Origin of the sequence: Candidatus Allofournierella merdavium (assembly GCF_944382735.1) — a bacterium.
GTDB lineage: Bacteria > Bacillota > Clostridia > Oscillospirales > Ruminococcaceae > Allofournierella_A > Allofournierella_A merdavium.
The window spans coordinates 52,530-67,581 of the sequence record NZ_CALWND010000010.1 but is presented as its reverse complement, the minus strand read 5'-3'; the positions used below and the strand labels follow the sequence as shown (position 1 = coordinate 67,581).

The 15,052-nt window shown below is 64.5% G+C and carries 16 protein-coding genes; 14 read left to right on the top strand and 2 right to left on the bottom strand.

Annotated elements, in window-relative coordinates; genetic code table 11:
• Positions 1 to 131: 131 nt before the first annotated feature.
• The 12 genes from ACH2A7_RS09680 (at position 132) to ACH2A7_RS09625 (ending at position 11,520) form a co-directional block, all read left to right on the top strand.
• Positions 132 to 791 (top strand): HdeD family acid-resistance protein, encoded by a 660-nt coding sequence (locus tag ACH2A7_RS09680; protein WP_394961675.1) that lies wholly within the window; start codon positions 132 to 134, stop codon positions 789 to 791.
• Positions 778 to 1,710, top strand: a complete 933-nt coding sequence (locus ACH2A7_RS09675; protein WP_394961673.1) for a CPBP family intramembrane glutamic endopeptidase — start codon at positions 778 to 780, stop codon at positions 1,708 to 1,710. The genes ACH2A7_RS09680 and ACH2A7_RS09675 overlap by 14 nt, the downstream gene beginning before the upstream one ends.
• Before the next feature lie 2 nt (positions 1,711 to 1,712).
• Positions 1,713 to 2,177, top strand: coding sequence for a nucleoside deaminase (locus ACH2A7_RS09670; protein WP_394961671.1), 465 nt, complete (start codon positions 1,713 to 1,715; stop codon positions 2,175 to 2,177).
• Positions 2,174 to 2,896 (top strand): elongation factor P 5-aminopentanone reductase, encoded by a 723-nt coding sequence (gene ymfI, locus ACH2A7_RS09665; RefSeq protein ID WP_394961669.1) that lies wholly within the window; start codon positions 2,174 to 2,176, stop codon positions 2,894 to 2,896. The genes ACH2A7_RS09670 and ymfI overlap by 4 nt, the downstream gene beginning before the upstream one ends.
• A gap of 61 nt (positions 2,897 to 2,957) precedes the next feature.
• Complete coding sequence (locus ACH2A7_RS09660; RefSeq protein ID WP_394961668.1) at positions 2,958 to 3,926, top strand: glycoside hydrolase family 25 protein; 969 nt, start codon at positions 2,958 to 2,960, stop codon at positions 3,924 to 3,926.
• 104 nt (positions 3,927 to 4,030) lie between these two features.
• The gene (locus tag ACH2A7_RS09655) at positions 4,031 to 5,173 is read left to right on the top strand and encodes an AI-2E family transporter (RefSeq protein WP_394961666.1); all 1,143 of its coding nucleotides are present in this window, start codon (positions 4,031 to 4,033) and stop codon (positions 5,171 to 5,173) included.
• A 47-nt stretch (positions 5,174 to 5,220) separates the two neighbouring features.
• On the top strand, positions 5,221 to 6,717 hold the full coding sequence (locus ACH2A7_RS09650; protein WP_394961664.1) for an MBOAT family O-acyltransferase: 1,497 nt from the start codon (positions 5,221 to 5,223) through the stop codon (positions 6,715 to 6,717).
• Between the two features lie 11 nt (positions 6,718 to 6,728).
• On the top strand, positions 6,729 to 8,135 hold the full coding sequence (locus ACH2A7_RS09645; RefSeq protein ID WP_394961662.1) for a hypothetical protein: 1,407 nt from the start codon (positions 6,729 to 6,731) through the stop codon (positions 8,133 to 8,135).
• Between the two features lie 23 nt (positions 8,136 to 8,158).
• On the top strand, positions 8,159 to 8,701 hold the full coding sequence (locus ACH2A7_RS09640; RefSeq protein ID WP_394961661.1) for a GNAT family N-acetyltransferase: 543 nt from the start codon (positions 8,159 to 8,161) through the stop codon (positions 8,699 to 8,701).
• A 16-nt stretch (positions 8,702 to 8,717) separates the two neighbouring features.
• Positions 8,718 to 9,410, top strand: coding sequence for a VanR-ABDEGLN family response regulator transcription factor (gene vanR, locus ACH2A7_RS09635; RefSeq protein WP_394961659.1), 693 nt, complete (start codon positions 8,718 to 8,720; stop codon positions 9,408 to 9,410).
• Entirely contained in the window at positions 9,403 to 10,488 is a 1,086-nt protein-coding gene (locus ACH2A7_RS09630; protein ID WP_394961658.1) for a sensor histidine kinase, read from the top strand. Before vanR ends, ACH2A7_RS09630 begins: the two co-directional genes overlap by 8 nt.
• 129 nt (positions 10,489 to 10,617) lie before the next feature.
• Positions 10,618 to 11,520 carry a D-alanyl-D-alanine carboxypeptidase family protein gene (locus ACH2A7_RS09625; RefSeq protein WP_394961657.1) on the top strand — a complete coding sequence of 301 codons (903 nt, stop codon included), beginning with the start codon at positions 10,618 to 10,620 and terminating at the stop codon, positions 11,518 to 11,520.
• A gap of 90 nt (positions 11,521 to 11,610) precedes the next feature.
• Here the strand turns inward: ACH2A7_RS09625 and trxA are convergent, their stop codons facing one another.
• On the bottom strand, positions 11,611 to 11,922 hold the full coding sequence (gene trxA, locus ACH2A7_RS09620; protein WP_394961656.1) for a thioredoxin: 312 nt from the start codon (positions 11,920 to 11,922) through the stop codon (positions 11,611 to 11,613).
• 256 nt (positions 11,923 to 12,178) lie between these two features.
• Here trxA and ACH2A7_RS09615 point away from each other — a divergent pair, with 256 nt between their 5' ends.
• Complete coding sequence (locus ACH2A7_RS09615) at positions 12,179 to 12,745, top strand: 6-carboxytetrahydropterin synthase (protein ID WP_394961655.1); 567 nt, start codon at positions 12,179 to 12,181, stop codon at positions 12,743 to 12,745.
• Between the two features lie 229 nt (positions 12,746 to 12,974).
• Entirely contained in the window at positions 12,975 to 13,937 is a 963-nt protein-coding gene (gene msrB / locus ACH2A7_RS09610) for a peptide-methionine (R)-S-oxide reductase MsrB (protein ID WP_394961750.1), read from the top strand.
• A 9-nt stretch (positions 13,938 to 13,946) separates the two neighbouring features.
• Here msrB and ACH2A7_RS09605 read toward each other — a convergent pair whose 3' ends face one another.
• Positions 13,947 to 14,957: a hypothetical protein gene (locus ACH2A7_RS09605; protein WP_394961654.1), complete on the bottom strand. Its 1,011-nt coding sequence runs from the start codon at positions 14,955 to 14,957 to the stop codon at positions 13,947 to 13,949.
• Between the last annotated feature and the right edge of the window lie 95 nt (positions 14,958 to 15,052).

The following is a 15,052-nucleotide window of genomic DNA, read 5'->3' as shown; positions in this document are numbered from 1 at the left end:
CTTTTTTGCTTTTGCCGCAAATGTGGCAAAAGCAGGGGCACGACGGGGCAAAATATGGTATACTAAACCCATGAAACGCCATGGAGCGCGGCCCGGTGTGGAAGGGCCCGCGCGGGAAAGGATGGTCTGACATGACACACATGAAAAAGGGATTCCTCCTCTCGGCCCTGGCCTTTATGCTGCTGGGCCTGGCGCTGCTGCTCTGGCCGGAGGCCTCGCTGCGGCTGGTGTGCTACCTCTTCGGCGCGGTGATCCTGCTGAAGGGCCTCTTGAGCATCTGGGGCTATGTGCGGGCCGAGGAGCGCTTCTTCTTCGACTACTTCGGCCTGGTGTTCGGCATCGCCGCCAGCGCCCTGGGAGTGTTTTTGCTGCTCCAGCCGGACACGGTGGTGTCGGTGCTGCCCATCCTGGTGGGCATCTACGTCATCGTGGACGCGGTGGTGCGGCTGCAATCCGCCTTTGAACTGCGGGCCATGGGCTACGGCCGCTGGTGGGGTTTTCTGATCCTGGCGGGCCTGTCGGTGGCGCTGGGCGTGCTGATGGTGGTCAATCCCTTTGAGACGGTGCAGCTGCTGGTGATGGCCATCGGCGTCATCCTGCTGGTGGAGGGGGCGCTCAGCCTTATCAGCGCGGTGTACGCCGCCGTGCTGCTGCGGGGCCTGGAGCGCACCGCCCGGGATGCCGCCTGCCAGCTGGACAAACTGACCGAAGCGCTGGACGGCCGCGCCGCCCCCGGCGGGGATGAGGCTGTGGATGTGGATTACAAAGACGTCTCCGATGAGGACCGCTGAGCCGCTGCCGGCGGGGGCGGCCCGCGCCGCCGCTTTGCGGCGGGCCGGGGCGGCCTGCGGCTGCGCGGCCCTGGGGTATCTGGCGGCCCGGGCGGTATTCACCGCGCTGGCCGGCGCCCTGCTGGCGATGCGGGTGCCGGGGGCGAGCCTTGCGAACCCCGCCGGCACCGGACTGGCCGAGGCTATCCTGCTGCAGGCGGCGGTGAGCGCCCTCTCCCTGGCCGCGCCCTTCGCGCTGCTGCCTCTCGCGGGCACCCCGCCCGCTTCGAACGGCTTTCGCCGCCTGGGCGCGGAGGCAAAGGCCGGGCTGTTCCTCCTTTTCTGGCTGCTGATGATGGCGGGCAACCTGCTGGCGGGCGCGCTCACCGGCGGGCAGAATACTGCTTCCCGGATGGAACTGCCTGCCGGCGGCCTTGCGCTGGCGGCTGCCTGGCTGGCGGTGTGCCTTGTGCCCGCCGTGGGGGAGGAACTGCTCTTCCGGGGGCTTCTGCAGGGCTGGCTGCGCCCCTTCGGCCCGGTGGTGGCCGTGGCGGGGCCGGCGCTGCTCTTCGGGCTGCTCCACGGCCGCCTGTCCGCCGTGGTGGCCGGGCTGTTCGGCGGGCTGGCCTTGGGCCTGGCCGCGGCTGCCTCCGGCAGCCTTGTGCCGGGTATGGTGTTTCACCTGTACAACAACACGCTGGCCTTTGCGGGGCAGTACTGCCAGCAGTACGGCGCGCCCCCGCTGGTCAGCTACATATTGATGTTCCTGCCGCCGCTGGCGGCGCTGGCTTTCGCCCCCTGGCGGGCGCTGCCCGCCCGCAAAAGGGGCCGGCTGCGGGGGCAGGGGAGAGACTGGCTGTGCCTGTTGCGCAGCCCCGGCTATCTGGCGGCGCTGGCGGTGCTGGCGGCGCTGAGCGTTTACAAGACCATTGGGGGATGAAGATGACCGACGAACAACTGATGCGCCTTGCCATTGAACAGGCGAAAAAGGCCGCCGCCCTGGGCGAGGTGCCGGTGGGGGCGGTGGTGGCAAAGGACGGCGAGCCGGTGGCCGTGGCCTGCAACACCCGGGAGACCGGGAAAAACGCCACCCACCACGCGGAACTGCTGGCCATCGACGCCGCCTGCCGGGCGCTGGGGGGCTGGCGGCTGTGGCAGTGCGAACTGTTTGTGACGCTGGAACCCTGCCCCATGTGCAGCGGCGCCATCATCAACAGCCGCATCCGGCGGGTGGTGTACGGCGCGGCGGACCCCAAGGCGGGTTGCTGCGGTTCGGTCACCGACCTGTTCGCCCTGCCCTTCAACCACCATCCGCAGGTGGAGGGCGGACTGCTGGCGGAGGAGTGCGCCGGCCTTTTGAAGGGCTTTTTCGCAGCCCTGCGCAAAAAACGGGAGGAAGCGCGATGAAAACAGTGCTCATCACCGGCGGGGCCCGGGGCATCGGGGCCGCCGCCGTCGAAAGCTTTGCCGAGGCGGGGTATCAGGTGGTCATCAACTATCTGCACAGCGCCGAGCAGGCCGAAGCGCTGGCCGCCCGCTGGCCCGGCCGGGCGCTGGCGGTGGGGGCGGACGTGGCCGACCGCGCCCAGGTGGAGGCCATGTTCGACGCCGCCGAAAAAGCCTTCGGCGGGGTGGACGTGCTGGTGTGCAACGCCGGCATCGCCGCCCAGAAACTGTTCACCGACGTGACCGACGAGGAGTGGCAGCGGATGCTGGCGGTGCACCTCACCGGCGCCTTTTACTGCTGCCGGCGGGCGCTGCCTTATATGATCCGCCACAAGTGGGGGCGCATCCTCACCGTCAGCTCCATGTGGGGGCAGGTGGGGGGCAGCTGCGAGGTGGCCTATTCCGCCGCCAAGGCCGGCCTCATCGGCCTGACCAAAGCCCTGGCCAAGGAAGAGGGCCCCAGCGGCGTCACCGTCAACTGTGTGGCCCCCGGCGTCATCGACACCGATATGATGGCTTCCTTTTCCGCCGCGGACAAGGCCGCCCTGGCTCAGGAAACGCCCCTGGGGACCCTTGGCACCCCCCGCCAGGTGGCGCAGGCGCTGGTGTTCCTGGCCGGCGACGGGGCAAGTTACATCACCGGGCAGGTGCTGGGCGTCAACGGCGGCCTGGTGATCTGACGGCCGCAGCACGAACCACAGCCCCCCTCACTGCATACCATGGCAATGAGGGGGGCTTTTTATGGAGATTTTCGAGACGGGGATCGATGTGTCCCGGTACCAGGGCGACATCGACTGGCAGCAGGTGGCGGCGGGCAAGCAGTTCGCCATTGTGCGGGCGGTGTCTTCCAGCAGCAGCGGGGTCTATATGGACCCCTATTTTGAAAAGAATGTGGCCGGCGCCCACGAGGCGGGGCTGCGTGTGGGGGTGTATTACTACACCTATGCCCGCACCGAGTCGGCGGTCATCAACGAACTGGACACCCTGCTGGGGGCGCTGGAGGGCCTGAAGCTGGAATATCCGGTGTTCGTGGACGTGGAGGCCTCCAGCCTGCAAAGCCTGGGGCGGACCGAACTCACCCGGTTGGTGCGCTTCGCCATGGACATCCTGGATCAAAAAGGCTGGTATCCCGGCTTTTACACCTATACCAATTTTGCCCAGAACTATCTGAACATGGCCGAGCTGGCGGCCTATCCGCTGTGGATCGCCGACTACCGGGGCTATGTGGGCTATCAGGGCGACTACGACATGTGGCAGTATTCCAGCACCGGGCGGGTGAACGGCATCTCCGGCAACGTGGACCTGAATTACAGCTATAAGGACTTCCTGCCCCTGATCCGGGCGGCGGGCAAGAACGGCTACTCCCAGGGGCCGGCCACCCGGACGCTCACCGACACCGAGCTGGTGGTCTACCAGAGCAACACCATCTACTACTACGCGCCGGAGCCGGCGGCGCTGTCGGGCACCCTGGCCGCGGGCCGCTACCCGGCAACGGCAGTCACCGACGGCGAGTGGAACGGCTCCGTCTGGGCGCAGATCGTCTACCAGGGCGGGCAGTATTGGGTGCCGCTGCAGGCGGGGATCGCCGCCCTTGCCCAGGAGCAGGGGGAGGACTGCGCGGAGGTGCGCGCCCAGCTGGAGCGAGCCCAGGAGCAGCTGGACCTCACCCGCCAGAGCCTCGACTGGCTGCTGGGCGAACTGGAAAGCTGAGGGCGGCAAAACACGGCTTGCGAATTGCCGCAAAGCAGGATACAATAAAAACAAGGCCCCGGCGCCGCCGGGGCCGAGAAAAAACAAAGTGAGGGCATGCGACCATGCAGCTTGACAAAAAGACAATACGGACCCTGCTGCTCATGGCGGGTTTCTGCATCGTGCTCTATTGGGCGCTGCAGAACCTGGACCGTGTGAGCGGCATCCTGGGCGGAGTGTGGGGCCTCGTGTCCCCCTTCGCGCTGGGGGGCAGCCTTGCCTTCATCCTGAATGTGCCCATGCGGGCCATCGAGAAAAAGCTGCCCAAACGAATGACACGCTTTCGCCGCGCGGCGGCGCTCACCCTCACCCTGCTGGCAGTGGTGGGGGTGCTGGCGCTGGTGCTGCTGCTCATCATCCCGCAGCTGGGCCGCACCATCGCCAGCATCGGCGCGCGGCTGCCCGCCTTCTGGGCCGAGAGCCAGAAATGGCTGGCGGAGATCATGGAGCGCTATCCGGTGCTGGAGGAGTGGATCTCCAGCGAGTTCATCACCGATTGGGAAAGCGCCATCGCCGCCGCGGTGGATTGGTTCAAAAACGGGGGCTTTGCGCTGGTGGGCAACGCCGCCACCGCCGCCACCGGCGTGGTGCGGGGCTTTGTGAACTTCTTCATCGGGCTCATCTTCGCCATGTATCTGCTGGTGTGCAAAGAGACCCTCACCCGCCAGGCAAAGATGCTGCTGTATGCCTGGACCCCCGCTGAAAAGGCGGACAAGGCGGTGGAGGTCGCCCGGCTGACGAACCGCACCTTCTCCAAATTCCTCTCCGGCCAGTGCCTTGAGGCGTGTATCCTGGGGGGACTGTTCGCGGTGGGGATGCTGCTGTGCCGCATGCCCTATGTCACCCTGGTCAGCGTGCTGGTGGCGGTCACCGCGCTGATCCCGGTGTTCGGCGCCTTCATCGGCTGTGTGGTGGGCGCCTTCCTCATCCTGGTGCAGAACCCCATGCAGGCGGTGTGGTTCGTGGTGCTGTTTTTGTGCATCCAGCAGATCGAGGGCAACCTGATCTACCCCCGGGTGGTGGGCAACTCGGTGGGCCTGCCCGGCATCTGGGTGCTGATGGCCGTCACCGTGGGCGGCAGCGCCATGGGCGTGGTGGGCATGCTGGTGATGATCCCCGCCTGCTCGGTGGCTTACAGCCTGCTGCGCACCGCCACCCGCCGCAAGCTGCGGCAGAAGGGCGTGGACCGGGAGAAGTACCAGCCCTGAAAAAGCATGCCTTTTTGCGGAATAAGATTGCTGTGAGAGGAATTTAAATGCTTTTTAACTCGATCCACTTCCTGTGGTTTTTCCCGGTGGCTGTGCTGGGCTTTTACCTGATCCATCCCAAACGGATCCGGTACATCTGGCTGCTGGCCTGCTCGTACTATTTCTACATGGCGTGGAACCCCCGCTATGCGCTTTTGATGCTTGCTTCCACAGCAATTACCTATCTGGGCAGCCTGCTGATCGGCGGCCGGACGCTGTCGAGGGCAAAGCCGGCGCTGCGCAAGGTAACGCTGGCGATTGTGATCGCGGCCAATCTGGCGATTTTGGTCTATTTCAAGTACAGCAACTTCCTGCTGGATGAGATGGGAGAGCTTCTTTCCCTTGCGGGTGTTTCGATGGTGCTGCCCACCGTGGACGTGATCCTCCCGGTGGGCATCTCCTTCTACACCTTTCAGGCGCTGAGCTATTCCATCGATGTGTACCGCGGCGAGGTGCAGGTGGAACGAAACTTTCTCAAGTACGCCCTGTTCGTCTCGTTCTTCCCGCAGCTGGTGGCGGGGCCCATCGAGCGCACCTCCCACCTGCTCAGCCAGATCCGGACCATCGAGCGGCGCAAGATCGATCCGAAAGGGATGTACCACGGCCTTTTGCTGATGTTGTGGGGCCTTTTTTTGAAGATGGTCATTGCCGACAGGATCGTGGTCATCGTGGACACCGTGTTCGACCGGTACTATACATATGGCGGGACCGCGCTGATCCTGGCGGCGCTTGCTTTCGCGATCCAGATCTACTGCGATTTTTCCAGCTATTCCACCATCGCCATCGGCGCGGCGGAGGTGCTGGGCTTTTCGCTGATGGAAAACTTTGCGGCGCCCTATCTGGCGGGCAGCATCAAGGAATTCTGGTCGCGGTGGCATATTTCCTTAAGCACCTGGTTCCGGGACTATCTCTACATCCCGCTGGGCGGCAGCCGCTGCTCAAAGCTGCGCCATTACCGCAATCTGATGATAACGTTCCTGGTGAGCGGGCTGTGGCACGGCGCCTCGCTGAACTTCATCGTCTGGGGCGGCATCCACGGCGTGCTGCAGATCGCGGAAAACGCACTGGCCCCTGTCGTTTCCAAAATCAACGCCAGGCTCTCGGTCAAAACCGATTGCTTCAGCTACAAGGCGGCGCGGGTGGTAAAAACATTCGTGCTGGTGGACCTGGCCTGGATCTTTTTCCGGGCGCCGGGGCTCGCCGTTGCCGTGGATTACATCCGGCGCATCGTTCTGGACTTTGACCCCTGGGCGCTTTCGCAGGAAGTCATCTACACCCTGGGGCTGAACCGCAGGGAGGTCGGCGTCCTCTTTATGGCGTTGCTGGTCCTGTTCATCGCGGATGGCTTGCGGTACTTCAAAAAGCAGAGCATCGCGGATGCGCTGCTGAACCAAAACATACCCTTTCAGTATATCTGTGTAACGCTGCTGGTGCTGTCCATCTTCATCTTCGGGGCATACGGCCCGGCGTTTGACGCACAGGCATTTATCTACTTTCAGTTTTGAAGAGGACCGGGATGAAACGATTTCTGTATTTTCTGGGCCTGGCGGGGATGCTCGCCGTCAGCCTGCTGGGGTTCCGCAGGGTGTTTTCCTTCAAATATGGCGACGGGATCTATTCCGTCACCACGTTCTATGAACAGGAAGAGGATTCCGTGGACCTTCTGATCCTGGGCAGTTCGCACGCCTACCAGAACATAAACCCCGTGATCCTCTGGAAGGACGCCGGCATCGCCGCCTACGATCTGTGCGGCTCCATTACGCCCCTGTGGAACAGCTACTACTTCCTCAAGGAAGCCGTCAAGACCCAGTCGCCCAGGCTGGTGATCCTGGAAGCCTACTGCCTGACTCAGCCATACGAATATATGGACGACAGCCGCATCATCAAAAACGTGTACGGCCTGAAGCCGTCGGAAAACAAGCTGGACGCACTAAAAGTCAGCGCGCCGGAGGACCGCTGGGTCGAATTCGGCCTGGAATACATCCAGTACCACAACCGCTACAGCGCGCTGGAAGCCGCCGACTTCCGCCCGTACCAGGATGACCCGGCCTTCTATTCCTCCTGGAAGGGCTTCGGCAACAACTTTGGCGTGATCCCCTACGAGGCGCCCCAGGTGGTGAACGACGGAAGCACCGCCCCGATCTATCCCAAGCAGCAGGAGTATTACGAGAAGATCATCGCGTTTTGCAAGGAGGAAGGCCTGCCGCTTCTGGTGGTGGTCAGCCCCTATGCCGGTTACACGCAGGGGGAGATGCAGGTCTACAATACGGCGAAGCAGATCGCCCAAGCGGCGGGCGTGCCCTTTGTGAATTTCAACGACGATTACAATGAGATGGGGCTGGACTGGTCCACCGACGCCGCGGACCCCAACCATTTCAGCTACCTGGGCAACAAGAAGTTCACAGAGACCCTGGGAGAATACCTGCTGGAACACTACACCTGGGAAGACCACAGCGCCGAGCGGGAAAAATACGCCTCGTGGGACGCCGCGTATGACTATTACGACCACAGCATGCGTAACAAGGCGCTGTCGCTGGTAACGGACGCGGCCACCTACCTTGCGACGCTGGATTTCCTGGGCGAGGAGTACATCGTCATTCTGGAGCCGGGCGCCACCTTCGGCGCCTGGGATCTGACAAAGACGTTTATCCAAAACCACGGGATCGGAGACCCGCCGGAACAGGGCGGACAGGCATGGATCCTCCAAGGTCAGACCATGGAGACCGTGACAAAAACCCCTTATGGATACTACTGGGCACAGCGGTTCGGAAAAAATGAACTGGTCGTGGATGACAGCGGCATCTATTGGAACAGAAAGAACTATAAAAAAGGTGACAACGGCATCAACATCGTGGTGTTTGACACCCGCAACCAAACGGTGGCGGACGCGGTCTGCATCACGGAAAACACGATCGTGCGCTGAGCCGTGCAAAAGGAGAGGACATCATGCGCGTGGAACCTTCCACCCACCGGCTGAACGGCCATGAACTCCTCCTGCGCTGTGCGCAGGAGGAGGACGCCCGGCTGCTGCTGGACTATCTGAAAACCACCTGCGGCGAGAGCCGCTGGCTTGCCCGGGGCCCGGAGGAGGTCACCATGACCGAGGAGGACGAGCGGGCCTTCATCCGGGGCCAGAACGACTCCGAGACGAACCTGATGCTGCTGGCCTTCGTGGACGGCGAGCACGCGGGCAACGCCTCGCTGATGGGCTTTTCCATGGCGCGGGCCCGCCACCGGGCCCAGGTGGGGGTGGCCCTCTACCAGAAATTCACCGGGCAGGGCATCGGCACGGTTCTGCTGGAGCGCCTCTTTGCCGAGGCCCGCAGGGCCGGCATCGAGCAGCTGGAACTGGAGGTGGCCGTCCACAACGCGGGGGCGGTGGCGCTTTACAAAAAGCTGGGCTTTGCGATTTGCGGCACCCTGCCCCGGAACATGAAGTTCCCCGACGGCAGCTATGAGGACGTGTATTGGATGTGCAAACCGCTGTGAGGAAGGGGAGAGAGGGATGAGTGAGACCATCCTGGTGGTGGACGACGAGCAGGAGATCGCCGATCTTGTGAAGGTGTATCTGGAAAACGAGGGCTACCGGGTGCGCTGCTGCGCCACCGCCGCGGCGGCGCTGGAGGAGCTGGAGCGGCAGCCGCCGGCGCTGGCCATCCTGGACGTGATGCTGCCGGATATGGATGGCTTTTCCCTCTGCCGGCGCATCCGCGAGACCCACCTCTTTCCCATCCTGATGCTCACCGCCCGGGTGGAGGACATGGACAAGATCACCGGCCTGTCCCTGGGGGCGGACGACTACATGACCAAGCCCTTCAACCCGCTGGAACTGGTGGCCCGGGTCAAGACCCTGCTGCGGCGCTACCTGCGCTACGACGGGGCCAGCGCCGGCGCGGCGAAAGAACAGCTGGCCATCCGGGGCCTGTGCATCAGCCGGGAGGAGCACCGCTGCACCCTCAACGGCAAAGAGGTCTTGCTCACCCCCACCGAATTTGATATCCTGTGGTATCTCTGCCGGCGGCAGGGCAAGGTGGTGTCCGCCGAGGAGTTGTTCGAGGCGGTGTGGGGCGAAAAATACCTGGACAGCAACAACACCGTCATGGCCCACATCGCCCGCCTGCGGGAAAAGCTGGGCGAGCCGCCCCGCAAACCCCGCTATGTAAAGACCGTGTGGGGGGTGGGCTACACCGTTGAATGAAAAGAGAAAAAGCCGCGTCGGCCGCCAGCTGCAGAGCCGGATGTTCGCGGCGCTGTTTTTCACCGCCGCCGTCTTTGGCGCACTGGCGCTGCTGGCCTGGCGGACGGGCACCAGCCGCGTCTGGCAGGGCTGGGAGCCGAATTATGAGCTGCTGCGCTGGATCAAGGACAACTTCCTGCTGGTGGGGGTCTGCGGCCTGCTGACGGTGTGGCTGGGGGTGGCCTGGTGGTTCGTGCGCCGGGCCCTGCGCTGCGCCGACGAACTGCTGCAGGCCACAAGGCAGCTGGCAACGCCCGGCGAAGAGCCCATCCGCCTGTCCGCCGACCTGCAGCCGGCGGAGGACGAACTGAATCTGCTGCGGGAGCAGGCCCTGCGCGCCGCCTATGTGGCCCGGGAGGCCGAGCAGCGCAAAAATGACCTGATCGTCTACCTGGCCCATGACCTGAAAACGCCTCTCACCAGCGTGGTGGGCTACCTGACCCTGCTGCGGGACGAACCGCACCTCTCCCCCGAAATGCGGGCGCGCTACACCGGGGTGGCGCTGGACAAGGCCCTGCGGCTGGAGGACTTGATAAACGAGTTCTTCGAGATCACCCGCTTCAACCTCTCCACCATCGAACTGGAGAAGGAGCGGGTGGATGTGAGCCGGATGCTGGAGCAGATGATGTGGGAGTTCAAGCCCCTCATGGCGGACAAGCGCCTCACCTGGCAGGCCCGGCTGCCGAAGGGGGTCATGCTGGCGTGCGACGCCAACAAGATGGAGCGGGTGTTTGACAACCTCATCCGCAACGCCATCAGTTACAGCGAGCCGGACAGCCCCCTTCTGCTGACGCTGGAGTCGGAAAACGGCCGAGTGACCATCCGGCTGGAGAACCGGGGCCGCACCATCCCGCCGGAGAGCCTCGCCCGCCTGTTCGAACGCTTTTACCGGGCGGATTCCGCCCGCGCCACCCGCAGCGGCGGCGCGGGGCTGGGCCTGGCCATCGCGAAAGAGATCGTCGCCCGGCACGGCGGCTCCATCACCGCCGAGAGCTTTGACGACCGGGTGATCTTCACCGTGCGGCTGCCCGCGTCATAAAATCGTAAGGTCTTTTGCAGAAAATCGCAGGATTTCCGTCCCAAAATCCAAACACACGCGCCGCCCTTTCCCGGTACAATGAATGTGCCGCGAAGGGGCGGCGCTTAGTTGCAGGGGAGGGGACGGCGCATGAAATGCCGGCGAAAGATAAACGAAAAAGAAAGGGGCGGCGGACGGCGGCTGCGCACCGCGGCCGCCCGGCGGGGCGCGCCGGGGGCGGTGAACACGCGGGGGCCTCAGCCCGCCGCCCGCCGGCGGCCGGTGAATCCCCCGCGGCGGATCGCCCGCCGCCGCGCCCGGCGTTTGGGCAGGCGGCTGCTGGCGCTGGCGGCCTTCGCCCTGCTGCTGGTGGGGGTGTGGCGTCTCTCCGCCTGGGCCGCCGGGGGAGTGCGGGCCCTGCTGGGAAGGGGATACACGGTGTCCGATGGCCTTGTGGCGGGAAGCGGCAGCGCGACGGGCGGCACGGCAAGCCCGTCTCCCGCCGCCGGCGGCTGGGAACTGACGCTGGTGAATACCGACCACCCCCTGCCGGCAGACTGGCAGGTGGAGACGGTGGAGGTGGCGGGGGGCGAGCGGGTGGACCAGCGTATCCTGCCCGCGCTGCAGCAGCTGTTTGACGCGGCCCGGGCCCAGGGCCTTTATCCGGTGGTGGCCTCGGGCTATCGCACGAACCAGGAGCAGCAACAGATCCTGGAAGACAAGATCGCCGCCTACCGGCAGGAGGGCTATCCCGACGACCTGGCCCGGCAGGCGGCGGCACAGTGGGTGGCCCAGCCGGGCACCAGCGAGCACGAACTGGGCCTGGCGGTGGACATCAACCCCGACGGCAGCATGGGCACCGGGCAGGAACTCTACGACTGGCTGCTGGAGCACGCCTGGGAGTACGGCTTCATCAAGCGCTACCCGGCGGACAAGGTGGACATCACCGGCATCTCCAACGAGCCCTGGCACTACCGCTATGTGGGGCGGGAGGCCGCCCGCGCCATCACCGAACAGGGCCTGTGCCTGGAGGAATACCTGGGCGAAGGGTGAGGCGCGAAAGGCACGCCGTACAAAAACCGCAAGACGCAAAAAGCCGGGAGGGAAGACAAGCGAGTCTTCCTTCCCGGCATCGTGCTGTTTTCAGCCCAGCAGCTTTTCCACCGCGGCCTTGGGCACCAGGCCCACGCTCTTGTTCACCACCTGGCCGTTCTTGAAGACCATCAGGGTGGGGATGCTCATCACGCCGTACTGGGTGGCCAGGTCAGGGTTCTGGTCGATGTCCACCTTGCACACCTTCACCTGGCCGGCCTTCTCGGCGGCGATCTCGTCCAGCACCGGGGCCAGCATCCGGCAGGGACCGCACCAGGTAGCCCAGAAGTCCAGCAGCACCGGCTGGGTGCTGTGCAGCACTTCGGCCTCAAAATTTTTGGAATCCACATGCACAACGCTCATTGTTCTTATCTCCTTTCGGCGGGCCGGCCGCCTCTTTGTTTATCTTACATACATAGAGTACCCCAAACTGTGCGCCTTTACTGTGACGTTGTCACCATTTCGACCTCCTTTCTCCCAAAGCGGGGTTGACAAACCGATCTTGTTTGACTATATTGGAATTAGAATAATTCTAAAATTCTGGAGCGCGGCTCCGGGATTTTGGAAGAGATCCCAGGCACAACGCCCGAAACTACATCAAACAACAGGAGGTTATCGTATGAGAAGCATTACCACCCTCGATCTGCAGTATGCCCACCGCTTTTATGGGTTCAAGGGGGAAGCCCAGTATCTCCACGGCCACACCGGTGTGCTGACCATTGAGGTGGAGGACACGGTGAACCCCGGCGTGAACATGGTGTTCCCCTGCAACGAGATCCAGAAAACCGCCTGGTCGGTGCTGAAAAACTTCGACCACGCCCTGATCCTGCGCCAGGACGACCCGCTGCTGCCCGCCGTTTTGAAGGTCTACGAGGAGCAGGGCATTCGGGACGGCGCGCCCCAGAACCAGATGAAGGGCCCCGCGTTCCAGACCGAGCTGGCCACCGCCTACCCGGACTGCCGCCTGGTGGTCACCAAGGAGACCATGACGGTGGAGGGCATGATCAAGATCGTTTACGAGCTGCTGAAGGACAAGCTGAACATCGCCAAGATCACCTTCACCAGCGGCGTGAACGCGGCCTCGGCGGAGTTTGACACCAAAAACGAGATCGACCGCTGCCCGCTGTGCGGCATTGCGCTGAACGAGCAGGGCGTCTGCCCCAAGTGCGGCTATAAGAAAGCGTAACCCCCGCCGGCCGCGCACAGTGTGCCATCCCGCGCCAGGTCCCGGGTCAAAGGGGCCTGGCGCGCATGGTTTCTCTCCCCACTGCCAAGGATAAAAGGAGACCCGGGCAATGAACAAAAAAATCATATCGCTGCTGCTGGCCCTGGCGCTGCTGGGTGGCTGCGCCGCCCCGTCGCAGGGGCCGCAGCCGGCACAGGCGGAGGGCCTGCCCGCGAAGGAAGAGGCTTTTATGGAAACCAGCGAAAATGTGATCTATCTGGCGGGGGGCTGCTTTTGGGGCATCGAGCACCTGATGCAGTCCATCCCCGGCGTGCTGGACGCCCGGAGCGGCTACGCCAACGGCACCGGCGCGGCGGACGCCAACTACCCCGCCGTGTGCACCGGCCAAACCGGCTTTCGGGAGACGGTGCGGGTGGAGTACGACCCGGAGCAGGTCAGCCTGGACGCGCTGCTGCTGGCGTATTTTTACGTCATTGACCCCACGGTGGAGAACCGCCAGGGCAACGACCGGGGCACCCAGTACCAGACCGGCATTTACTACACCAACGACAGGGCAAAGGAGACGGTGGAGCGCATCGTGGAGATCGAGCGGGGCCGCAGCGAGGCCTTTGCGGTGGAGGTGGGCCCGCTGGTGAACTTCTACCCCGCCGAGGAGTACCACCAGGACTATCTGGAAAAGAACCCCGGCGGCTACTGCCACATCCCCCAAAAGGAGATCGAGTCGTTCTCCCGGCTGCGCATCGACCCGGGCGACTACCAGAAGCCGGCGCGCCAGGCCATTCGGGACAAACTGACCGCCGAACAGTACCGCGTCACCCAGGAGCAGGGTACCGAGGCCCCCTTCCGCAACGAGTTCTGGAACCAGTTCGAGAAAGGCATCTATGTGGATGTGGTCACCGGTGAGCCGCTGTTTTCCTCCGCCGACAAATTCGAGAGCGGCTGCGGCTGGCCCGCCTTTTCCAGGCCCATCGAGGCCCCGGCGGTGGTGGAACTGCCGGACGGCAGCTACGGCATGCAGCGCACCGAGGTGCGCAGCCGGGCGGGGGATTCCCACCTGGGGCATGTGTTCACCAATGACCCCGAATCCCCCAACGGGGTGCGCTACTGCATCAACAGCGCCGCGTTGCGCTTCATCCCCTACGAGGAGATGGAGGCCGAGGGCTACGGCTATCTGATGGACCTGTTCGGCTGACGGTCCGTCTTAGGCGGAGGGCAGGGCGCGGGGCCGCAGCAGGGCCTTCACCCCGTCGGTGTAATCAAGCCCCAGGATGCAGGCGGTTTGCTCGCCGGCCAGCGACCCCGCCGGAAAGAATACCTCCAGCGCGTCGGGGCGGAACACCACCCGGCGCTCGTCAAAGGCGGCCAGCATCTCGCTTCGCCGCGGCTCGCCGGTGATGGCGGCGGCGTCCAGCAGGGCGGCGGCCAATTCGCCGCCGGTGCGGGTGAACAGGTCTCCGGGCGCCAGCGCCTCGCCGGATGCCTTGTCAAAGGCGGCGCTGAATTGCTCCTCGGTGACCACCCCTCCGCCCAGGGGCAGCGTCACCGTGGTGGTCAGCCAGAGGGTGCTGTCGTTTTCGGCGCTCAGGTTCACCTCCTGCCCCAGGGTGTAAGGGTCAAAACCTTCGCCCTTCTCGCTGTATGCGGCCCAGGCCGCTTCCAGCTGGGCGGGCAGGTCGTAGAGGATGCCCTGCCGTTCGTAAAAGGCGAGGATGTTTTCTCCGGCCTCTTTGGTCAGGCCGGGCACGCCCTCCACAGCGTCGGCGGCTTTGCCGCCCAGCCGTTCTTCCAGCAGCACCGTGCCGTCCGGGAGCGAGTACTCCCGGTCAAAGCTGCCCTGCCACACCGCCAGCGGCGTGCCGTCGGCAAGGGGCAGGTCCTCCGGCTGCCGCGCTGCGTCGATCTGCGCGCTGGCGGCGGTCAGAGCCAGAGGCTTGCCGCCGAAAAGGCGCAGCCGCCCGGTGACCGAGAGGCGCAGGGCGGGCCAGCGCCCGGTGTACAGGTCATCGGCCCGGGTGTCCTCCGGCCAGGCCGCCACCGGGGCGTCTTCCGTCAGAGTGACCGCATAGGTGCGGCCATCGTCCCCCTCCATCGTGAAGGTGCGGGCGGCCGCGTCCCCCGGGACGGTGAGGGTGCCGGTGATGGTGCGCTCGCTGCACCCGGCCAGCAGCAGGGCGGCCAGGGCGCCGGCGGCAAAAGCCGACAGCTTTTTCATGAAATGTATACCTCCCGGTCGATTCTACACACAGTATAGCACCGGCGCCCCGGCTCGTCCAGAAAAACGAGCCGGGGCGCCGGGTATTTTGCAAA